Annotated in this window: 17 protein-coding genes; 2 read left to right on the top strand and 15 right to left on the bottom strand. The window is 65.8% G+C overall.

What is annotated here, in order from left to right; genetic code table 11:
- The 11 genes from SSPN_RS62775 to SSPN_RS60025 all read right to left on the bottom strand — a co-directional run bounded on the left by SSPN_RS62775 (position 1) and on the right by SSPN_RS60025 (position 15,941).
- Entirely contained in the window at positions 1-414 is a 414-nt protein-coding gene (locus SSPN_RS62775) for an ATP-binding domain-containing protein (protein ID WP_083821957.1), read from the bottom strand.
- 86 nt (positions 415-500) lie between these two features.
- On the bottom strand, positions 501-3,749 hold the full coding sequence (locus SSPN_RS0119475) for a hypothetical protein (protein ID WP_010307575.1): 3,249 nt from the start codon (positions 3,747-3,749) through the stop codon (positions 501-503).
- A 41-nt stretch (positions 3,750-3,790) separates the two neighbouring features.
- Positions 3,791-4,276: a hypothetical protein gene (locus SSPN_RS0119470; RefSeq protein ID WP_010307574.1), complete on the bottom strand. Its 486-nt coding sequence runs from the start codon at positions 4,274-4,276 to the stop codon at positions 3,791-3,793.
- A gap of 507 nt (positions 4,277-4,783) precedes the next feature.
- Entirely contained in the window at positions 4,784-5,836 is a 1,053-nt protein-coding gene (locus SSPN_RS0119465; RefSeq protein ID WP_158309600.1) for a type III polyketide synthase, read from the bottom strand.
- Positions 5,836-6,438, bottom strand: a complete 603-nt coding sequence (locus SSPN_RS44625; protein WP_049887642.1) for a methyltransferase — start codon at positions 6,436-6,438, stop codon at positions 5,836-5,838. The genes SSPN_RS0119465 and SSPN_RS44625 overlap by 1 nt, the downstream gene beginning before the upstream one ends.
- Positions 6,438-6,650 (bottom strand): hypothetical protein, encoded by a 213-nt coding sequence (locus tag SSPN_RS58475; RefSeq protein ID WP_049887641.1) that lies wholly within the window; start codon positions 6,648-6,650, stop codon positions 6,438-6,440. Before SSPN_RS58475 ends, SSPN_RS44625 begins: the two co-directional genes overlap by 1 nt.
- 172 nt (positions 6,651-6,822) lie before the next feature.
- Positions 6,823-7,212, bottom strand: coding sequence for a transposase (locus SSPN_RS56880; RefSeq protein ID WP_010307572.1), 390 nt, complete (start codon positions 7,210-7,212; stop codon positions 6,823-6,825).
- A 528-nt stretch (positions 7,213-7,740) separates the two neighbouring features.
- On the bottom strand, positions 7,741-11,163 hold the full coding sequence (locus SSPN_RS0119450) for a right-handed parallel beta-helix repeat-containing protein (RefSeq protein WP_010307571.1): 3,423 nt from the start codon (positions 11,161-11,163) through the stop codon (positions 7,741-7,743).
- Positions 11,148-12,155: a hypothetical protein gene (locus SSPN_RS0119445; RefSeq protein WP_010307570.1), complete on the bottom strand. Its 1,008-nt coding sequence runs from the start codon at positions 12,153-12,155 to the stop codon at positions 11,148-11,150. Before SSPN_RS0119445 ends, SSPN_RS0119450 begins: the two co-directional genes overlap by 16 nt.
- On the bottom strand, positions 12,152-15,448 hold the full coding sequence (locus SSPN_RS0119440; RefSeq protein ID WP_010307569.1) for a hypothetical protein: 3,297 nt from the start codon (positions 15,446-15,448) through the stop codon (positions 12,152-12,154). The genes SSPN_RS0119445 and SSPN_RS0119440 overlap by 4 nt, the downstream gene beginning before the upstream one ends.
- Before the next feature lie 280 nt (positions 15,449-15,728).
- Positions 15,729-15,941 (bottom strand): hypothetical protein, encoded by a 213-nt coding sequence (locus SSPN_RS60025; protein WP_010307568.1) that lies wholly within the window; start codon positions 15,939-15,941, stop codon positions 15,729-15,731.
- A 291-nt stretch (positions 15,942-16,232) separates the two neighbouring features.
- On the opposite strand from SSPN_RS60025, the gene SSPN_RS0119430 reads away from it, so the two are divergent.
- A complete protein-coding gene (locus SSPN_RS0119430) occupies positions 16,233-16,547 on the top strand; it encodes a hypothetical protein (RefSeq protein WP_010307567.1) in 315 nt (104 codons plus the stop codon).
- A gap of 486 nt (positions 16,548-17,033) precedes the next feature.
- On the opposite strand, the gene SSPN_RS0119425 is transcribed toward SSPN_RS0119430, so the two are convergent.
- Both SSPN_RS0119425 and SSPN_RS55035 read right to left on the bottom strand, forming a co-directional pair.
- Positions 17,034-18,065, bottom strand: a complete 1,032-nt coding sequence (locus tag SSPN_RS0119425) for a hypothetical protein (RefSeq protein WP_010307564.1) — start codon at positions 18,063-18,065, stop codon at positions 17,034-17,036.
- 57 nt (positions 18,066-18,122) lie between these two features.
- Positions 18,123-18,767, bottom strand: coding sequence for a hypothetical protein (locus tag SSPN_RS55035; RefSeq protein ID WP_148272011.1), 645 nt, complete (start codon positions 18,765-18,767; stop codon positions 18,123-18,125).
- A gap of 301 nt (positions 18,768-19,068) precedes the next feature.
- On the opposite strand from SSPN_RS55035, the gene SSPN_RS0119415 reads away from it, so the two are divergent.
- Positions 19,069-19,326 carry a hypothetical protein gene (locus tag SSPN_RS0119415; RefSeq protein ID WP_083821951.1) on the top strand — a complete coding sequence of 86 codons (258 nt, stop codon included), beginning with the start codon at positions 19,069-19,071 and terminating at the stop codon, positions 19,324-19,326.
- Between the two features lie 486 nt (positions 19,327-19,812).
- On the opposite strand, the gene SSPN_RS0119410 is transcribed toward SSPN_RS0119415, so the two are convergent.
- Together SSPN_RS0119410 and SSPN_RS0119405 are read right to left on the bottom strand one after the other, a co-directional pair.
- Entirely contained in the window at positions 19,813-20,844 is a 1,032-nt protein-coding gene (locus SSPN_RS0119410; protein ID WP_010307564.1) for a hypothetical protein, read from the bottom strand.
- A 21-nt stretch (positions 20,845-20,865) separates the two neighbouring features.
- A complete protein-coding gene (locus SSPN_RS0119405) occupies positions 20,866-21,153 on the bottom strand; it encodes a hypothetical protein (RefSeq protein WP_148272010.1) in 288 nt (95 codons plus the stop codon).
- Positions 21,154-21,706 lie beyond the last annotated feature (553 nt).

The following is a 21,706-nucleotide window of genomic DNA, read 5'->3' as shown; positions in this document are numbered from 1 at the left end:
TCACGTTACCGCATGCCGAGTAGGGTCAAGCCAAGCCACGTCTCGGTCGTTGGGATGCCAGCGTGCGTCGCGCCCGGAACCGACGGTGCGGTCAGCCTGGCCGAATGCCTTCTCGGAACCCACGAGTACCACGAGCCGGTTGGCGCGTGTGATCGCGGTGTAGAGCAGGTTCCTGGTGGTCAGCGGGATGACCACCAGGGGATGTTCGCTGCCCTGGGAGCAATGGACTTTCAGCGCCCAAGGTGCGTCGTCACATCTGGATCTGTCGGTCGTTGCCGCCGGTACCGGCGGTTCCCGCCGACCCTGGACGTACCGAGCCCGAGTGGACAGCCTGCGCCGGGGGATCGAAAGCCTCGATGTCGAATGTCGAGAGCAACACTTTTGCCGGTCCGCTGGCCGATGAGCTGGGCACACACCCGGCTACCGAGCGGTCCAGCAGATTCCCGTGGTAGGGCCGGTGCCAGCTTGGCCGGATTCGAAGCGTGCTTCGGGCCGAGTGCTCACACCACCGGAGGAGCGTCTTTGTTTCCGCGATAACCCTTGTTCCGGACAAACCTCACCAGGGAAATCCCGGACAGAGAATTCGAATCTTCCTTGTACTCGTACCACCCAATAATATCCTCGGCCCCGATATAGCGATAAAGGATTTCCCGCTCCCACGGAACCCAATAATTCTTATTCTGCGCCTTCAGGGTGTCCGCCACGGAGATTCCAGTGACCGACGGGTCGATCACGTAGCGGTAGCGAAGATTCTTGTGATGATAATTCGGATCCTCGGTCGTCGACACATATTGGTCGCGGGAGGCCGCATAAGTGTGATCGTAGATAGTCGTTATCCTGTCGTTACCGCCGATAAAGCCATACTTCGTGACGTCCGCAGGAGCCCGGCCCGAAGCCTTGTACACACGTTCGCGGGAGACCTCCACGATACTGCTCCGGTCGCTTTCCGCGACCCACGCCAAGTCGACTCCCGACGGTTTGGAGTCCCCCGCTCCGGCGCGGATGCGTAGACTGTTTCCGTGCGTGCCAAACCTTTCCGCCAGCGCATGGGAGAGCTCGCCGGCCCGGGTCTGGTTTTCAAGGCTTTGGTCGGGGTGCTGGGCAGCGACCAACGCCACCACATCGGCCAAGGGCACACGAGCATTCTCGCGAGCCAAATTAACGACATCGTGCGTGTACCGCACAATGTTCTTGGCCGCCTCAACATCGCTGGGTTCCGCTACCGCCTTGGCATGCTCGATCTCCGCTCGCAGATCCGACTCCGACCAATCCGCCGCCGACACCAGGCGCTCCCGGGCGGCATCCGCCTCGGACGTGGCAGTAGCCGGTGTCCTCGGTTGGTCGCCCACGACACCCGATGCCGTCTCCGGGCTTGGCACCTCGCGGGATGTCACCGTTTCCGCCGTTGGAACTGCGGTGGATGCGTTCGCCAATGCCCCCAGATCGCCGCGCTGCGCGGCCGTCTGCTTCGACGCCGTCTTCCGGCGCGGCTCGCCCACAGGTTTGGGGCGAGACCCGTCCGCGCGGAACCACATCCATCGCGGGCCACGCTCGCCGCGCCCCGGGACCAACGCAACAACATCGCCGCCCAGTGTCTTTGCCAGATTCGATGCCTGGCGCCGAGATAGCACCACACCGGAATTCGGGTCGGCCTGGGAAACCAGTAACACCGGCGTCGTAGCAGTATCGCCAACGCTACTGCGCACAAGCGCCGCCGATACACCAACGGAAGCCGCCTCGGCAGGCACTGGCACCGGCACTGTGCCCGGAGGCAACCCCGACAGCCCCGCAACCCCAGCATTCGATGTTGGCGACACCTGCGATTCAGCCACAGGCAGCAGCGGCTCGCCATCCGAAAGATGCGAATCCTCATGCAACACAACAGCATCCGCATGTCCGGTGGACACAACATGGCCGCTCGTGCCTGCTGGCGACGACTCGACATGCGCACCCGGAAGCACCTGGTCTTCCAGCGCTTTTGATCGACCTCCCAAGAACTCCGACGAGTCCAGCGACTCCGGCCCACCTAGCCGGTCCGCAACGGCAGCAGGCGCGGTGGCCTTCGGCTGGGCAGCATCCGAAGGCAGACCGGGTGCACGAGGGGTTTCCGCCGACGGACTTTGCGCGCTTGCCCCAGGCTCCACACGCTGAGACAAACCGGGCACACCAGACGATTCCGCCGACGAACCTTGCACCCGCACCCCAGACTCCACACGCTCAGACAAACCGGGCACACCAGACGATTCCGCCGACGAACCTTGCACCCGCACCCCAGACTCCACACGCTCAGACAAACCGGGCACACCAGACGATTCCGCCGACGGACCTTGCACCCGCGCCCCAGGCTCCACTCGCTGTGCCTGATCACCGGATCCACTTGGATCATCCACACCAGACACGCCATTGACGACCTGATATGTGCCGGCAATCGGGCTGTACGCCGGAGGCGTCGCCGCACGATCCTGCTCGAACAACTGCGTCGTGGTCGCATCCGCCGATTGCGGCGTACGCGGCCGGTCCTGCCCGAAACCCGCCACGATCCACGGGGCCGTCGCATCGCCGTCATGCCGTGACATCGGTTTCGTGTTCTGCCCGATGCTTTCCGGCTCCCCCAGCACGGATTCGTTGCCACGCTCACCCGCCAGAAGGTCCGAATCACCAAGGATTCCAGCCTTTCCTGCCCCGACACCCTTCAACTCGCCCAGTGCCGAGAAAACGGAATCCACATCAGACATCGCCGACACCTCCGAGGAGTCTGACATCGCTGACGAATCGGATGGCCTGCCGAGGTACGGGGAGCCAAAAGCATCGCCTGTCTGCGACCCGGAACCCTTCTCCAGCAACGGGGACTCCTCCCCGTCCGCCGCATCGCCATTCGCACCGCCCTTGCCGCTGTGGCCGGTGTCGTTGAGGTACGGGCTCGGGCCATCCGGCACCAGCCTGCCCCGCGACGCCAAGCCCGCCACCCTGCCCACGCCGCTGAACACCGACTCGAAGAAACCCGCTGTCACCGAGTACGGATTCCAGGTCACTTCCTGGCCCGTGGCCGCCTGGTACCCCACCTCGCCGAACAACTCCGACAACGCATCCTCCAACGCCTCCCCCACGCCATGCCCGAACCGAGCCGACCACATGCCCCGCACCGACATACCCGCGTAATGATCCAGATGCTTCGCCACCACGTCGGCGAAGCTCGCCATCGCTGACACCGGATACAACTCCGCGTGCTCGGCCACCGCTTTCCTGGCCGCCGCCTCCAGAATCTTCTCGTCCACCTCATCGCCCAGTCCCCGCACCAGCACCTTCGTCACCGCGTTGCTCACCAGACCACCCACCGCCGACAACGGCAGCGACACCAACGCCGAAAACGCCCCCATCCCCGCCGCCTGCTCACTGAGCTTCCCATCCCACTTCGCACTGGACTTCTCACCCAGCATCTGCACCTGAGCCTGCAGATCCGGCACCACGTGAACGCCACACCACCACGCCCCATCACCCGAGGACAGCAACCCATCAAAGATCTCCAGCCCGTCCGCGAACCGGTCCGCCGCCTTCCCCGAGAACTCCGTCCGCACCTTCCCCACCAACTCCGCCACGAATCCCCCTACCTCGCCCACTCCCACCGCACCCGACTCCAACGCATCCGCCACCGCGAACAACACACCCTCATCCGCATCCGTCATATCCTCACCGGTCAACACCTGAAAAAGCCGCCGCACACCCTCCGGCACCATGATCGACGAAAACATAAAACACACCCAACCCAACGACTCTGTTGCCTATTTGGTAGTTATGCGGCAAGGGTGAGGTTGGGTCTGGCGAGGTTGCTGGTGCGTGTCCGGCCGGTTCGGGCCGCTCGACCGCGTTGCGAATGTCGCGTGGGCGCAGCAACAGCTGCCGACGGCTGCGGGTGGATCGTGTTCACGGTGGGCTGGAGGTCTTGCTCCTCCTGCCACGCCACCTCCAGCCCGCTGTGGGTGATCCGGGTGACCGGGCAGTCCGGTGCCACTGCGGGCAGCGCCTCCAGAGCTGCTCGCAGCGTCTCAGCGAGAAACTCCAACCGGATGACCGCACGCATCGCGGCGAGCACCTGCGCGGAATCGGTACGCGGCCGGCTCCTGGCGTTGACCGGTCCCAGCTCCGAGCACCGTTCCGCGAACGGGCCCGACACCTCGTCACGGGCCCGCATCACCTGCGTGTACTTGGGAAACGCCGCCCGCGCCACCGCGACGGTGTGTTCAGGAACCTCCGGGCACGGAGGCGGCTGGACTGACATCACCCGATCCTTCCCGCGGCCGAGACGAAGACCGGCCGCAATTGATCATCGTCCACCCAAGAGGCTCACCGCGCCCAAGCAGATTCACAACCAGCCGACCCGAAATTAGAACCCAAGACAGCACCAACGGGCATGCGGAACTACCTCTTTCCGCCTGGATCGGGCCGCGGTGGAGTTGTATGGGCACGCTCTGTGCAGGCCGAGGTCGCATGGCTTTTGGAGGCTTTGCCGCAGAATGTTCAACGCTGGCACAAGAAGTGGACGCACCTTCCTGGCCACCCAAACCGACTGGCGGAACGCCGAACGGCCACCCGGCTACGCCCCCCGGCCTCAACTCCGTGGAATCCTTATGGTCCAGCGTCAAATGCGTCGAGCTGGCCAGCTTCTTTCCTGACACCAGCGAGAAAGCCATCACCAGCACCCATCACGGCATCGACCGCGTCCGCGCGCGACGGCGCGTTGCCGTCGATCGCTACCAGGAGGTACCGAGTGGTGGCGCGGGATTTCTCAATTCCACGAAGCGCGGATGGCCACGGTGGTGACGCCCGGTCCGAAGCCGACAAGCAACCCAGTTGCCGCTGGATGCGTGCTCGCTTGGTGCCAAGTTCGGGCGAGGACGTCCAGTACGGCGACACTGGCGGTATTGCCGAGTTCGCGAAGACTGGCACGGGAAAAGGCAAACAGTTCCTCGGAACATCCGAGTCCGTCCCTGAGCGCGTCCATGATCTTCGGCCCGCCGGTGTGGGAGACGAGGAACTGCGGGGCCCATTGCGGGTCGGCGCTGTTCGTTCGGAGCCACGTCGCCAGATGCGGTACGGTTTTGACTATGCAGTCAGTGACGGATGGCAGTGTGTCGAAGTGAAAGCCCGCCTCGTCGACGCGGTAGACCATGTCATCGAGGGAGGCCGGTAGCAGGTACTCCCAGGCGGCACCCAGGCGTAGGCCGCTGCGAGTGTCGTCGGCCGAGACCACAGTGGCCGCGCACGCATCCCCGAACAAAGCGCCGGAGACGAGGCTGGAAATCGTGAGGTCGTCCGCCTGGTAGGACAAGGAAGGGAGTTCCACCGCAACAACCAGGACGTGGGTTGCGTCGGGGTGAGCCGCGAGGTCCTGTGCGGCCCGGGCGAGCGCGTAGGCGCCGCCCGCACAGCCCATCTGGGCGATGGGCGTGCGGCGGACGGTCGGGCGCAGTCCGAGTGTGTTGACCAGATGTGCGTCCACGCCAGGTAGGGCGTGACCGGTACAGTTGGCAACCACCAGGGCATCAATGTCGTTCGCAGTGCAGTTGGCTGCGTCCAGGGCGTCGAGGGCCGTGCTGGCAGCCAGTCCGACGGCGTGTTCGAGGTGAAGACGATTCCGTTTGTTCAGGCCCGTGTGCGCGACGATCTCGTCCAGCGGGATAACGGCGCGCCGGGACCGTACGGTGGTGTTCTCCAGCACTCGTCGGATGGCGGCGGTTTTCGGGTTGCCCCGCAGGCGGCGTGTCAAATGGTCCAGGACTTCATTTTGGTCCAGCACATGCGGCGGTAGCCCCACCACGGGGCGGGAGACAATGGGCACTACTTCCCTCGCACGGCCACGATCGCGGCGTTCGCGCCGGCTGCGGCCAGCGGGACGATGCGTGGCTGCTCGAACCCGGCTTCGAGGAGCCACGTTGTGTACTCGGTCTCCGAGTAGTTCTTGCCCCCCTCGGTCTCGATGAGCATGTTCATCCCCATCAGGGCGGCGGCTGGAGGGCCGGTGCGCTCAGAGTTCAGCACCAGTTCGCACACGACAACTGCGCCGCCCGGCGGAAGCGCCGCGTAGCACTTGGCCAGGAGCTGACGATTGCTCGCCTCGTCCCAGTCGTGGAGGATCATGCTCAGCAGAATGACGTCGTAGCCACTGGGCAGCGGCTGGGCGTCGAGGAAGTCGCCGGCGGGGAGCACGTTGCCCATGCCCGATTCCGCGATCTTGTCCTCGGCGAGGTCACACACGTGTGGAAGATCGAATACGGTGGCCGACAGGTGCGGGTAGCGGCGGCACAGCTCGACCGGGAACGCTCCCTGCCCGCCCCCGACGTCCAGCAGCCGGTTGTGCGCAGCGAAGTCGTAGGAGTCGCCCAGTGCTCGGGCGGTGAACGTGGAGATGGAATACATGGCCTCCCAGAACAGGGCCATCATCACCGGATTTCCGCCGCGAATGGCGAATACTGGGTCTCGGGGTCCCAAGTGGTGGGTCGGTTCGTGCGCAGCGCTTGAACCACCCGGTGCCAGGCCGGGTACTCACGCTGATCGCAGAACCGGACGAAGCCGCCGAAGTAGTAAGGACGGCCCACCACGAGGAACTCTTCCGCGACCGGCGCGTTGCGGTATTCGTTCCCGGTCTTCTCCAACAGTCCCAGGGACGCACACGCGGCCAGTAGCAGATCGGTGGGCCGGCCCGTACCCCGCTATCCCGATCCGCCGTCGGCACTGCGTGAGCTCGCTCTGGGCGCGGGGCACACTCCTTCATCTCCTACGCAGCAACACATCAAGAAGCCCTGCCTACACCAGCTCCTCTCCGCGCTAAGGACACACACAAAGCCCTACTAGCCAGGTGCGGAATAACGAGTCCTGCCCGTGGGATTCGTCGGCGGTCAACCAGCGGGCGGGCACCCGGGTGTCCCAGCGCCGAGCCACCATCGCGCGGGCAAGCACGGGCTTGGTCGCGAACTCCGTCTCATCAGGCATGCGCGCCTCTCGGCAACGGCCCGGATCAGCGATCCACGACTTCGGCGAGTACGGCTCGCGTTCGATCAGTGTGCGGGTTTCCTTTGCTGTATAACCAAAAACCACACGCAGCTGGCAATTCACGACCCGTCCGGCCGGGCCCGAGTACTGCCGCTGCACTCTCGCGGACTTGGTGCCCTTCTTCAAGAGCCCGGTCTCAGCGACCAGAACACCACCGGCATCCACCAGATTCCGTACCACATAAGGCCGCAGAGCAACCCGCACCCGTCGGCATCGCACGTCGCGGCGTTCAGCAGCCGCTGCATCCCGTCCGGAGTCGGGTCGCAGCGACCTCAGCCAGGGTCCAACCGTTCTTGCCTGCGAGCGGCGGCAACAGACCCCGCACGTAGGCCCCAGCCCGCCGCCCCAGCCCGCCGCCGCAGCTCGCCGCCGCAGCTCGCCGCCGCAGCTCGCCCCGATGAAACCGGCCCGCCACCCTGACAGGACATCCAGTGCGGCCAACCACGCCGCAAGATCCCGCCGGCCACGAGATCAACAGTTCACCCAGCAGAGATCGCCAAGCGCGGCTGGAACAGCTCGCCGCCGCAGCTCGCCGCCGCAGCTCGCCGCCGCAGCTCGCCGTCGCAGCTCGACCCGATGAAACCGGCCCGCCACCCTGACAGGACATCCAGTGCGGCCAACCACGCCGCAAGATCCCGCCGGCCACGAGATCAACAGTTCACCCAGCAGAGATCGCCAAGCGCGGCTGGAACATTAAGTGCCGACGACCTCGGCTGGGCCTGGGATGTCTTCCGGGAGTAGGACGCAGAGATCCTCCAGCGTCGGGGACACCGTCAGGCGCAGGCGTTTCGCGTGGCGGGTCACCGCTTCGTCCATGACCTGGCGGGCGTAGCGGCCATTGCCGAACGACGTACCGCGTAGCACAGCCACGAAGTGGGCGCGCAGGGCCGCCACCGTCGGCCCAGTGCACTCGTAGCCCGCCGACGCCGCGTGCTGGGTGACGATCGTGACCAGTTCGTCGTTGGTGTAGTCGGCGAACCGGACCCGATGGGAGAAGCGCGAGGACAGTCCTGGGTTGGCGGCCAGGAAATCCTCCATCTGCTCCTCGTAGCCGGCCGCCACCACCACGACTTCGTCGCGGTGGTCCTCCATCAGCTTCACCAGGGTGTCGATAGCCTCGCGGCCGAAGTCGGTCCCGGAGCCGCGCTGCGACGACAACGTGTACGCCTCGTCGATGAACAGCACGCCACCGCGGGCCCGCTCGAATGCATCCGTCGTGCGCTGCGCGGTGTGGCCGACGTACTCGCCTACCAGGTTGGCCCGGCCAACCTCGACCACCTGGCCGCGCTGCAAGACTCCGAGCGAGGCAAGGATTTCGCCGTATAGCCGCGCCACGGTCGTCTTACCCGTACCGGGCGGCCCGCCGAAGATCAGGTGCCTGCTCAACGATGGCACCGGGAGTCCGGCGGCTTGCCGCTGGCCAGCCGAGGCCAGCAGATCGACCATGTTGCTGACCTCGGACTTCACCTCGGCCAGTCCGACCATCTGCTGCAGCTTGTTGAGCAGTGCCTCGACCTTCTCGGCGTCGGCGGCCGCCGCGCCCGCACCGATTCCGCTGCCGGGCAGCGGCGCGATGTCCTCGGGCAGCAGGCGGGTCATTTCGACCGCGTTGGCCTCCGGGACATCGGCCAGGCGGTAGGCCTGCCGCCCGATCATTTCCTCGAACACCTTCCGGGCGGTGCGACCGTTGCCGAAGGTCTCGTCGCGCGGCAGCTTCTCGAAGTAGTTCAGGGCCGCTTCGCGGGTCTCGAACTCCAGCCGGAAGTCGTTTGCCCGGCACAGGCCTTCCACGATCGTGACCAGGTCCTGCGAGGAGTAGTCAGCGAACTCGATCGTGCGGGAGAACCGTGAGCCGAGGCCCGGGTTGGACGCCAGGAACTTCCGCATTTCCACGGTGTATCCGGCCACGATCACCACGATGTCGTCGCGGTGGTCCTCCATCAGCTTGACCAACGTGTCGATCGCTTCGCGACCGAAGTCCGCGCCGCCCCCGCTGGTCGCCGACAGCGTGTACGCCTCGTCGATGAACAGCACGCCGCCCAGGGCCTTCTCGAAGCACTCGGTGGTTTTCAGGGCCGTTCCACCGACGATGCTGGCAACCAGATCGGCGCGGCCCACCTCGACGAGCTGCCCGGTCCGCAGCACGCCCAACTCTGCGAGGATCTTGCCGTAGAGCCGTGCCACCGTGGTTTTACCGGTACCGGGCGCGCCGGTGAACACGAGGTGCCGGCTCATCGGAGGCATCGGGAGGCCGACAGCGGCCCGCCGTTCGGCCATCTGCTCCAGCCGGGTCAGGATCTCCACTTCCCGCTTGACGTCTGCCAAGCCCACGAGCGAGTTCAGCTCGTCGAGCAGTCCGCCCAGCGGTCCCTCGAACTTGCGAGACGCGGACTCCGGTGGTTTTCCCTCCTGCTCGGCGGTTTTGCCCGACGTCTTGGCCGAGCGGGTGCTCCCGGAGTGCTTCAGCTGCTCCGACAATCGCGAGTCGCCACCGGTTGTGTCGCTTTGCGGGTCCTTGTTCCGCTTGCTCTCGATACCGCTGAGCTGCAGGTTGTCCCGACGCACCGAGAGGCGCAGGCCGGCACCGCCATTGGATTCGAACAGACATTCCCGAATGGAGATCGGCTCGGTGGAGGCGACCACGACGCCGTCGCCACCGTTGCCGGACGCCTCGCACTGCGACATGCTGCCGGTGGTACCGGCTGCCCATTCGATGCCGGACCCTTCCGACGTGCCGGCCCGGGTCTGGGTCAGTTCCACCGACGACCTGCTGGAAATCAACATGCCCTGCTGGCCGGCCCCGGACAGGTCACATCCATGCAGCGTCGCCTCACTGTCGGCGACCAGGACGTTGACCTCAGCGCTGCCCGACACCGTGACGCCGCGAAAGTCGAGGTACGCACCATCGGTGGCCCGCACACCCACTGCCTCGGAGCCAGTGACCGCCAGGTCTTCGGCCGACAGCCGCCCGCGCTCGGTCACCAGAACTCCGTCCGCGGCTGATGCCGCGATCACCGCGCCGGTCAGCCGGGGTGACGCACCACCGCGGACCTCGAAACCGCAGCCACCGGATGCCTGGATTTGAATGTCTGAAAACGATGGGTTAGCCGAGTCGCTAACCAGGATCCCCGTCGCCCCACTGTCTTCGACACGCAGTTCGCTGAACTCCGTGTTCGACTCACCGACGAACACGCCGACGTCATTGGCACCGCTGACCTCGCACTCGATGAATGCACCGGCCGACCCTTCCAGCACGTGGATGCCGTATCCGACCGGACGCCTGACCTGGACGCGACGCATCTCCGGCGCGGCCTGCTGCATGAGGACGATGCCCTGTGCCGCCCCGTCGTCGATCGAGCAGTCCTCGATGAGCGGCGTGGCACCGGAAGCCACCAGCACGCCGACACCATCGGTCTCCACAATGGAGGTTCCAGTCACCTGCAGGGTGCTGCCGCTTTCGATGACGACCGCGGGGTTGCCGGCACGCACGATGCGGCAGTCCCGCACCGTGCCTCGCGACCGTTCGGCCGCCAGCACAGCACTTCCGTTCACGTCGGTGATCGTGCAGTCCAGGAGTAGCGGGGTGGCACCAGTGCGGAACACCACAGCGGAGTTCTTCATCTCGCGCCACGTGCATTTGTCGAAACTGCCTCCGCCTCGTTCCACGGCGATCAGTCCGGCACCACCGGGGTTGACGAAAGTGCAGGCGTGCGCGAGCACCTCCGCTTGGCCCCGCACAAACACCGCAGCGGCCGACTCGGCCTCCACGGTGCACTCGTCCAACCGGAGACGACCGGACGGCACGTCGATCGCCGACGTCTCAGCGCCGCTGTGCACGACGACAACGCCGGAGAGCGCAGCTGACTCGGCGGTCATCTGGATCGTGGATTCCACACTGGACTCGATGCGGACGGCTCCTGCGGGCCCGGCGGCCGATAGCGTCACGTCACGGTGCAGGACCACCGATTCCCGGTATGTGCCGGGCTGGATGGAGATGACGTCGCCAGCGCGGGCTGCCGCCACGGCGTCACCGATGGTGCGGTAGCAGTCAGGTCCAGTAGCAGAGACCGTCAGCATCGATCTCGTGCTGCCACCGTTGATCAGCTTGCCTGCCACATCGACTCCTGGGGTGCGGGCGCGAACAGTTCGGCGAGGACGTGGTGGTAAGTGAGTTGGCTGAGCACCGAGGGCGGGGGCGTCGACGTCAATGCGTGGTCGACCAGGTCGGGCTCCGGGGAGAGCTGGTAGCGCTCCAGGTAGTAGATCACCGAGTCGCTCCAGATCCAAGTGCCGTCGGAGCGGAAACTGACCGGCACAGGGGCAGCTTGGCCGGGTTGCATCACGTCGTCCATCCGTGCTGTGCTGCTCAGCACGGTCTCTCCGGCCCGTAAGAAGGAGAGGGCCCGCGCCACGTCCGCATGCGGTAGCCGCGGGTGGTCGGGCTTGAAGTAAGGTCCCCGCGCCGGGTCCGCACCGTCGAATGTGCGCGCGAGGTGGATTCGGGGTGGAGGCGCCGCCGTCCACACCAGCTCAGCCTTCTCCAACGCGGCTTCGTGGTAGGGAGCGAGTTCCGTGCCTTCGGTGAACAGCTCGATCCTGGGTTCAACACCCGATTCCACCAGGCTGTGCTGCGCTTCGGCGGCGAGTTCGACCACGTCCGAGTCCGGCTCTGCTTCTCCCAGGTAGAGCCGCACTTCGCTGCCTTTGGATCGGCGAACGGCGCGCCACAGCCCGAGCAGCCCGCCAACCCGGCTCGCGGCCTCGACCACGATCGCGTCCTGCTGGTCCATCCCGTCCTGGTCGATGGCAGGTGTGGCGAACTCGAACGCAGGTGGTGGCAACTCGTCCAGGAGGGCTGTTTTTTCCAGCTCCGCAGTTCGCACACCGTGCTGGGCGGCCAACGTTCGGATTACGTCCACCTCGTGTTGGACCAGCGCCAGCCCTCTTGTCGTGACAGCGGTCACGAGAAGCTCGGCGACCTGGTCGTCCTCACCGTCGGCCAGACAGGTTCGCATGATGGCCAGGCCGTCATCAGGCACCCGCCCCGTGAGGCGCAACAGGAGTTCGTAGAGGTCATTCCGCTCCACCGTGGGTGCTGCATAGGTCACGACGCGCTCCCCGTACTCAGGGCGAGAGGAGTCCTGGGCATGCCGGGCAACGCGGCGAACCTGGCCTCGTCCTCGGCATCCGGTTCAGCGTCTTGAACGCCGTCACGCACGGCAGCTGCGGCCTCCAGCTTCTTCCTGATGCGGCTGGCGCGACGCTCGCCGCTTTCAGTGGTGGAATCCCAGCCAGGAGGCACTTCGGCCAGCAACACCCGAGGCTTGGCGGCCGTCCGGTCGACGTCCACCACCTCAAACACCGTGCCAGGCAGGAACACGACGTCGGTTCGACGCGCCCCTTCGACCAGGCCCGCCAGGCGACGGGACGTGATCGACCAGATGAGCACTTCGACGGCGCCCGGCACGGCCGCTTCCGGCTCGGCCCTCGCCACCATCGGGGCGGGCTCCAACAGCTTGGCTCCCACCACGTAGTCGTCGACCGCTGCGGCGTCGGATGGGCCGCCTCGAACCACGACTCCCTGCAGTGACGGCAACCTCCGCAGGCCGCTGGCCAGGCAGTGCAGGTACGACCGCTCGATCTGGCCGCTGCCGGATCGGATCGTCTCCACGACTTCGGCCTGCTCGGACGAGGCGAAAACCTGGACGGCCGCCAACTCCGTCGTCAGGGCTTCGGCGGTTCCGCCACCCGCGCGCATGCCAGGACGCTCGGCGAGCATCCGTGTGACCATCTGCGTCGCTGCGTCGAACCGCCAGCCGAGCGAAGCCCGGAACTTCCTGCGCTCCTCGTCGGTGCTGACGTGGTCGGCCAGCAGCAGCGGGGTGGCCACTGGTGCGGGTTCCGGCGCGGCGTCCGGCTCCGCGGACTCCGCCGCAGCGTCCGGCTCCGCGGACTCCGCCACAGCGTCCGGCTCCGCTGGCTCCGGCGCGGCATCCGGCTCCGCGGGCTCCGCCGCAGCGTCCACGGCGTCCGGCTCCGGTTGGGACGACAGATGCGGCTCGGCCTGCACCTCCGGTGCCGACGAAAGCTCTGGTACGGGCGACCCCTCCGGCACAGATGACAGGTCTGGTCCGGGTGTTGCGTTCTTCTGGTCCGAACCCGGTTGGGCCGCCTGGGCGGCAGCACCGCTCTTGGCCGGGGCGGCAACGGCACTTTCCTGCGTGACCGGCGGCATCGGTTCCTGCGGCGCAGCGGGTGCCGCCCATGCTTCCGTCGTGGGCGGCGGCGGAGGCGCCTCGGCCGATGTCGATGCAGCGCGGACCGATGGCGCTATCGGCAGGATCAAGGTCGGCCCGTCATCAAAGTTCCTGAGATCCTGCGTCTGGGCTCCGTCCCGTTCCAGACGCGGCTCAATCCGACCGGGATCAGCGGGCGATGCGCCCGCTGCGTACGCCGACACCGGTGCCTGCGAATCCTGCTGCGCGTCGTGATCGGAGCGCGCAACGGGCGGGATCGCAAAAGTGGAGCTTGAAAGCGCCAGCCCGGACACCGACGAAACGGGAGGCAGGCTGGCCGGCGGGACAGGCGAGTCGTCGGTCGGGGGCAACCGCGAGCTTTCGTTCGGCGGCTGTGATTGTGATGCTACGGGGTCCGGCGTGACAGGTCCGGATCGACGCCGCCGCTGCCAGTTCGTTCCGACCGGTCGTATCCGGCCACGACGGTCCACTGTGACCGGCGCCGGATCACGGTGCGCAGGCTGGCGGGGAGAACGATCATCGCGGGTATCGCCCTCTGGTGACTCGGCCCGAGTCGGGGCCGCGGCATCGGGACCACCGGCCACCGCATTGGACCGGCCAACGGCAGCCGGGCCCTTGGGCAACGCGGATGTGCTCCATTCCGCTTCGGGCTCCGCCGTGGCCGGCAGCTCCGGGCCACTCGGCACCTGATGATCGGCGGGTCGGTCGGTCTTTGCCAGGCTGAGCTGGTCGAGCCGAATCGTTGCAGCAGCAGCCTCCTGTGACACAGCAGCTTTCTGCGCCACAGCAGCCTTCTGCGCCACAGCAGCCTTCTGCGGCACATCAACCTTCTCTGACGTGGACCGATCAGGTTGCGGACCGGCCGGAGTCAGGACGTGCATGGGCACCCGCAGTGCCCCACCCAGGCCCACGAGAGAACCGGGGTGGACCCAATGCGACGCCACTAGACGCAGCCGCTGCCTGGCGTCTTCCGGCAGGGAGCGGGCGAACTTCTCGATCGCGGCGAGGGCCCGAGCAGGCACCTCGTCGGCGGCCCTGGTGACCGCGGTGACGATCAGGTTCACGTGGTCGGGATCTACCGGCAACCGAGTGGCGACGGCTTCCGGTGTGGCGGTGGCCGGTCGCACCAGAAAACCGCATGGGATCAGGTCAACCAGCCAGCCCTCGGTGAGCCAGTACCGACCGGGTCCGGCACCGTGCAGTCCCGGTGCCGGAGCCACTCCGCTGCACGGTGTCGGGGCACCATGCGGAAGGTACATGCTTTCGTGCAGGAACGGCCGCCACGTTGGGTAGCCCGCCCGGTTGATCGCGACCATGCCCCGAGCACCGGCCTCGGCGTAATACGGCATGCCGTGGCTCGCGCGTACTGGGACACCCAGGTAAGCGGCGAGCTGTTGCGCGAACGGCACCGGTCCCACCGGCTCGGGCCCGTAGACGGTGAGCACGAAGTTGTGCCGGACCGAATTCGGCAAAGATTCTACGATTCTCGAGACGTCCGCCACGTCCGGAACTTTTTCGCCCGGTGCTCCAACCACGATGCGGAGCCGGTCATCCGGTGGCGCACCGAAGCCGCTGTCGAACAGCGGGGCCGGGCGGTTGTTCGCGGTCCGCACCCACAGACCTGCCGGGATCGCCACCACGCTCGTCCGGTCGGTGGCCTGCTCCGCGAAATCCTCGGGTAACTCGGATTCCCACGGCGGTGCGGGAAATCGGGGCCCGTCACGTTTGGCCATTCGCCCGCGCCTGTAGCGCACCCAACCGGCGCCGGGCCCCGCCGAGAAGAGCTCACCGCCGCGCAGGATGACCAGTTCACCGTCGGGTGCGATCACTTCGACGCCCAACTGCCGGGCCAGTCTCGCCGCTAGCGACGGCGTTCCATCGGGGTTGGCACGACCGGAACCACTGGCCACCAGCCGCACGTTGTCCCGGCGACGGCCGCGGCCACGCGACAGCGCGCCGCTGAGGTCGGTCAGCACCTGGGAATCGTGTGCGTGCAGCGCCGCGTATCCCACCTGGTCCACGACGACTGCCTTGCGGTGATCCTCGGCGGCCACCTTGTCCGCGAACGCCAAGCGAGGGTCCCGGGCCCCACCGGCGCGAACGAGCACCGACGCACCAGCCCGTTCAACCACGATCGCAGCCATCCGCAACACACCTCCGCGCTAACACCGTCACCTTTTGCACGAACCACAACGTGCGTAGGGTTCACCCAAGTTGGGCTTCTTCCATACTGCCGTCGCCATGCTGGTCAGTCGCGGTACAAACGTCCCTTAATCCACGGTCTTTTCGGGAAGGTCGGCCCGAAAGGGCACATATTTCCGACCATTGCCACCTTGCATCACCCTAATGATCTTTCGGCAATAACGCGGGCCGTTGCGCGTGTTTTGTGTTGTGCGATGATAACGATAAGGGATGCCGAAGCCTTCACCGTCGATGGACAAGTGTGCCCGTGTTGGAAAACGTGGTTCCACGGGTCGGGATTTGGGCACCTAGCAGCGTCGGGTGTGTGGGGAGCGTGTCGGCCGTGGCAAGCAGCATGCCGACCCCGAAGCCGTCAACGAGGCTCACGCCGCTGCGGAAACCGGGCCGGTACGAATGCGCGGCAGCTATCAGGTGCGCTTCGTTTTCCTCGACCATACCGATCTCTCTCCATGAACCAAAATTACCCAGATACGCTAGATCATCAATAAGTCGCACAACGCCGGTTCTAGCGTACCGTTCTCTCCGTCACGCTCGCGACGGGGTCGGCGGTGACGGTCTCTGCCCCCAATCGAATCGTCGGCGCCTCACGGCCGCACCTGCATCCGATTGAGAACGGGCAATACGGGGCGTGCGAACGGGCAGGTATGCGACCCGATCTTCAGTGCGAGTTCAGCCGCCGTTGATTTTTCTGGGCGAGTCCGGGTTCTCATTTCATGGGAAGTGTAGATGGGCCAGGTTTCGTCCTCGTACCCGGGTGAGCGCATCGAGCTGTCGCGTCGTCGGATGCTCGGCCCGCCCACTATGTTCCTGGGACTGGCCGCCGTGGGTGTGGCGAGGCGCTCCCCCGGGGGTGGCGGCACGTCGACGAGCGACGCCCCGATAAGACCGGTCACCGCACCCCAGCCGGTCGGCGTGCTGGGGGCCAACGTCGACCAGAATCTGGACACCACGAACTTCGACGAGTTGCGGGCCGTCTCGGCGACCTGGTTGCGGGGCCTCTACAACGTGCAATTCACCGACCAGGACGACGTGGTCAGCTAATCCGGGATGCGGAAGCTCATGGCCGCCGCCAGTCCCGGCTATGGCACCGTGCTGAGCCTGAAATTCGGCCACAAGCAGAGACTTCCAGCCGCTGGTAGCAGTGCGATACCCTGGAGAATCCCGTCCAACGGGGCACGGACGGCCTACCCGGCGAGAACGAAACGTGGTCGAACGAATTCCGCACACTGCAACACTGCGACACCGTTGAACGCCGTGGCGGTCCGATAACCCGCGAACCCCGGCTTCCAGCTCCGGTGCGGTCAGTCGCGCCACAGGGTGTTGATCTCGTCGCGGAAGCTCGGCGGCAGGGCGCGGACGCCGTGAGCATCCACATCAACATGGGCTCAGGCAGTGTCACCAACGGGCACGGCTCGTTCACATGATCACGGAACCTGAGCATTCACGTGATCAACAAGAGCCGTGCCCGTCTTTTATCCAGGGTGGTCAACAGACTTTGCTGGAGTCCCTCACGTCGTCTGATCCGGCTCAGCGGGTCCAGACTGGTTCGGTTTCCGGGGGTTTGCGTAGTACGTCCATTGCTCGGTGTACGGCCACCGCGTCCAGTTCTGGAGGAAGTAGGCCAGCGTCGCGGATGTGCTCCAGCAGGTCCGGATCTGGCGCCAGGTGGTGGTGTTCCAGGTAGTACGCAACGGTGTCCGGCCAAATCCAGGTGCCGTCGGTGCGGAAGCTCATTGGAACGACCGCTCCACGGGTGGAATCGACGACGTCGTCCAGAGTGGCCGTCGTGATCATTAGGGCAGTGCCGGCGCGTAGGTAGTCGAGGATCTGGCCACGTTCGGCTTCATTGTTCATCAGGGGGTGGTCTGGGGCGAAGCTCGGGCCGGAAACCGGGTCCACCGCGTCGAAAACCCGCGCCACCGTGATTTCCGGCGCCTCGGTAGCAGCCCACAGGAGGGCACCGTAAGCTCGGGCCGCCCGCTGGTACGTGGGCACCGGGCCGACGACCGGCGTGACCTCGACCTGCGGAGCCGCTTCACCGGCGGCGACGAGCGCTTTCTGCAGCCGAGCGGTGAGCTCGGTTAGGTCGTCATCGTCGGCTTCGACGACGTAGACAGCTCGCGGCGGTGGGTACGGCGCGCCATCCGGGGACATTCGCCATGCACGCCACATTCCGTGCGCGGCCGGTTCTTCATCGAGGATCTCGATCAGTGCCGCCACGGCGGAATCGTCGGTGGAGTCAACGGAATCCGGCGGTTCGGCGCTGAACTGCCACACCAGCGGCGGATCGTCGATCATGGGTTCGATGCTTTCCAGGACGTCCAGCGATGCCCCCTCCGCCTCAAAGACGGTCGCGAGCACGCCCAGATCCTCCTCGGTGAGCGGCAGGACGTAGCGCGCGGCGGTGGATGCTACCGCGCGGGCAACCTCGTCGAACCGGTCGTCTGCGAGCCAGACACGAGCCTGCGTGACCAACTCGTCCGGTGCGAATCCGGCCTGTCGTAAAAGCACCTCGTGCAGCGCGGCCTTTACGTCTGCTTTCTGGTCAGGTGTGGTCATTTCCTTCTCCTCGAAACGTTGTCAGTACGAAAACTTGTGGGCCTGCTCCGCCCGATATCACTGCAAATCCGGTGCGCCTTCCAAACCCGCCTCGCGCACCCTTGCCGCGAGCTCTTCAGCACGCGTCCGCCCAGCCGCAACGGCGTCCAGGTCGGGTAGACCGTCTCGCGAGGCTCGATGCAGCGTAACTGCAACCTGATCCACCACCAGATCAAACGCCACCCGTTCCGGCGGCTTTTCACCCACAAACTGCGGAGCGAACAACAGCGGACTCACCAGCTCCGCAGCAGCCAACTGCAACCTCGCCACCTCGGCCTCCGGCCAACCCTCCGACTCGGCAAACCTCTCCCAATCCACGGGCAACAGATCCAGATCGCCGGCAACATCCCGCTCACCAACACCGTCAACCCCCTCCCACGAGAATGGATCCTCGTCATCCTCAAAATCGGCAGACCAGTGATCCAAAACTCCACGACCATGCCACGCATCCGACCAAAGAATTCTGGTAACTCCGAACCCTTGTTCATGCACCCATTCCAGTCCTGCCTCAGCCGTCACCGGCGACACATCCAGAACGCCGGCGACATCGCCCTCAGCAACACCCCTTTCCCACACGAATGGATCCTCCTCATCCGCAAAATCAGCAGACCAGTGATCCAAAACCCCACGACCACGCCACGCCTCCAGCCAAACTTTTTTCACAACCCCTACTCCCTGTCCACGCACCCATCTCAGTCCTGCCATAGCCGTCCTGGCCCCTCCCTCCTCTTGAGCCCGCACAACCCACTCGTACAACCGCGCCTTATCTACCCCAGGCTGCCGAACCCGCTTCTCCTTCCCAGTCGCAGCACGCCACGCATCCCCCCAAACCCTGTTATCAACCCCAAACCCCTGTCCATGCACCCATTCCATTCCTGCCTCAGCCGTCCTGGCCCCTCCCTCCTCTTGAGCCCGCACAACCCACTCATTCAACCGCGAGCGCATCGAGCTGTCGCGTCGTCGGATGCTCGGCCCGCCCACTATGTTCCTGGGACTGGCCGCCGTGGGTGTGGCGAGGCGCTCCCCCGGGGGTGGCGGCACGTCGACGAGCGACGCCCCGATAAGACCGGTCACCGCACCCCAGCCGGTCGGCGTGCTGGGGGCCAACGTCGACCAGAATCTGGACACCACGAACTTCGACGAGTTGCGGGCCGTCTCGGCGACCTGGTTGCGGGGCCTCTACAACGTGCAATTCACCGACCAGGACGACGTGGTCAGCTAATCCGGGATGCGGAAGCTCATGGCCGCCGCCAGTCCCGGCTATGGCACCGTGCTGAGCCTGAAATTCGGCCACAAGCAGAGACTTCCAGCCGCTGGTAGCAGTGCGATACCCTGGAGAATCCCGTCCAACGGGGCACGGACGGCCTACCCGGCGAGAACGAAACGTGGTCGAACGAATTCCGCACACTGCAACACTGCGACACCGTTGAACGCCGTGGCGGTCCGATAACCCGCGAACCCCGGCTTCCAGCTCCGGTGCGGTCAGTCGCGCCACAGGGTGTTGATCTCGTCGCGGAAGCTCGGCGGCAGGGCGCGGACGCCGTGAGCATCCACATCAACATGGGCTCAGGCAGTGTCACCAACGGGCACGGCTCGTTCACATGATCACGGAACCTGAGCATTCACGTGATCAACAAGAGCCGTGCCCGTCTTTTATCCAGGGTGGTCAACAGACTTTGCTGGAGTCCCTCACGTCGTCTGATCCGGCTCAGCGGGTCCAGACTGGTTCGGTTTCCGGGGGTTTGCGTAGTACGTCCATTGCTCGGTGTACGGCCACCGCGTCCAGTTCTGGAGGAAGTAGGCCAGCGTCGCGGATGTGCTCCAGCAGGTCCGGATCTGGCGCCAGGTGGTGGTGTTCCAGGTAGTACGCAACGGTGTCCGGCCAAATCCAGGTGCCGTCGGTGCGGAAGCTCATTGGAACGACCGCTCCACGGGTGGAATCGACGACGTCGTCCAGAGTGGCCGTCGTGATCATTAGGGCAGTGCCGGCGCGTAGGTAGTCGAGGATCTGGCCACGTTCGGCTTCATTGTTCATCAGGGGGTGGTCTGGGGCGAAGCTCGGGCCGGAAACCGGGTCCACCGCGTCGAAAACCCGCGCCACCGTGATTTCCGGCGCCTCGGTAGCAGCCCACAGGAGGGCACCGTAAGCTCGGGCCGCCCGCTGGTACGTGGGCACCGGGCCGACGACCGGCGTGACCTCGACCTGCGGAGCCGCTTCACCGGCGGCGACGAGCGCTTTCTGCAGCCGAGCGGTGAGCTCGGTTAGGTCGTCATCGTCGGCTTCGACGACGTAGACAGCTCGCGGCGGTGGGTACGGCGCGCCATCCGGGGACATTCGCCATGCACGCCACATTCCGTGCGCGGCCGGTTCTTCATCGAGGATCTCGATCAGTGCCGCCACGGCGGAATCGTCGGTGGAGTCAACGGAATCCGGCGGTTCGGCGCTGAACTGCCACACCAGCGGCGGATCGTCGATCATGGGTTCGATGCTTTCCAGGACGTCCAGCGATGCCCCCTCCGCCTCAAAGACGGTCGCGAGCACGCCCAGATCCTCCTCGGTGAGCGGCAGGACGTAGCGCGCGGCGGTGGATGCTACCGCGCGGGCAACCTCGTCGAACCGGTCGTCTGCGAGCCAGACACGAGCCTGCGTGACCAACTCGTCCGGTGCGAATCCGGCCTGTCGTAAAAGCACCTCGTGCAGCGCGGCCTTTACGTCTGCTTTCTGGTCAGGTGTGGTCATTTCCTTCTCCTCGAAACGTTGTCAGTACGAAAACTTATGCACCGGCGGCGAGGCAGTGCGCCGCATATCCGGCGCGCCCTCCAAACCCGCCTCGCGCACCCTTGCCGCCAGCTCTTCAGCACGCTCCCGCCCAGCCTCAACGGCCTCCAGTTCGGACAGACCGTCTCGCGAGGCTTGATGGAGCGTGACCGCAACCTGATCCACCACCAGATCAAACGCCACCCGCTCCGGCGGCTTCACACCCACAAACTGCGGAGCGAACAACAGCGGACTCACCAGCTCCGCAGCAGCCAACTGCAACCTCGCCACCTCGGCCTCCCTTCCCAGTCGCAGCACGCCACGCATCCCGCCAAGCACTGGTATCAAACCCAAACCCCTGTCCACGCGCCCATTCCATTCCTGCCGTAGCCGTCTTAGCCCCTCCCTCCTCTTGGGCCCGCACAACCCACTCCTTCAACCGCTCCTTATCTACCCCAGGCCGCTGAACCTGCTTCTCCGTTCCCGCATCAGCATCCTGCTGCCCGGAGGCGGCCACATCACCCGCAGCCGACCCCTGGTGGGCGGTGGCCTGGACCGTCGACGGCCCAGGCTGCGACTCACCCGGATACCCCTCTCCCGATTCCCGCTCCGAGGACCCATTCCCCACCGGTTCGCGCTGCCCGACACCCCCAACAGACGACGACACATCCTCAACACCACGTGCCGGCGGCGAGGCAGTGCGCCGCACATCCGGCGCGCCCTCCAAACCCGCCTCGCGCACCCTTGCCGCCAGCTCTTCAGCACGCAACAGATCCAGATCGCCAGCAACATCCCGCTCGCCAACACCGTCGGACGCCTCCCACGAGACTGGATCCTCGTCATC

It is taken from the genome of Saccharopolyspora spinosa NRRL 18395, assembly GCF_000194155.1.
In the GTDB taxonomy this organism is placed as follows: Bacteria; Actinomycetota; Actinomycetes; order Mycobacteriales; family Pseudonocardiaceae; genus Saccharopolyspora; species Saccharopolyspora spinosa.
Note: the sequence above shows the minus strand (reverse complement) of the source record. Positions and strands in the feature narration are given on the sequence as shown.

Bases quoted from the DNA above. Each gene is read 5' to 3' on its own strand.
- SSPN_RS0119475 (WP_010307575.1), bottom strand. From the start codon at position 3,749: ATGTTTTCGTCGATCATGGTGCCGGAGGGTGTGCGGCGGCTTTTTCAG.
- SSPN_RS0119470 (WP_010307574.1), bottom strand. From the start codon at position 4,276: ATGTCAGTCCAGCCGCCTCCGTGCCCGGAGGTTCCTGAACACACCGTC.
- SSPN_RS44625 (WP_049887642.1), bottom strand. From the start codon at position 6,438: ATGATGGCCCTGTTCTGGGAGGCCATGTATTCCATCTCCACGTTCACC.
- SSPN_RS0119440 (WP_010307569.1), bottom strand. From the start codon at position 15,448: ATGGCTGCGATCGTGGTTGAACGGGCTGGTGCGTCGGTGCTCGTTCGC.
- SSPN_RS60025 (WP_010307568.1), bottom strand. From the start codon at position 15,941: ATGGTCGAGGAAAACGAAGCGCACCTGATAGCTGCCGCGCATTCGTAC.
- SSPN_RS0119430 (WP_010307567.1), top strand. From the start codon at position 16,233: ATGGGCCAGGTTTCGTCCTCGTACCCGGGTGAGCGCATCGAGCTGTCG.
- SSPN_RS0119425 (WP_010307564.1), bottom strand. From the start codon at position 18,065: ATGACCACACCTGACCAGAAAGCAGACGTAAAGGCCGCGCTGCACGAG.
- SSPN_RS0119415 (WP_083821951.1), top strand. From the start codon at position 19,069: ATGCTCGGCCCGCCCACTATGTTCCTGGGACTGGCCGCCGTGGGTGTG.
- SSPN_RS0119410 (WP_010307564.1), bottom strand. From the start codon at position 20,844: ATGACCACACCTGACCAGAAAGCAGACGTAAAGGCCGCGCTGCACGAG.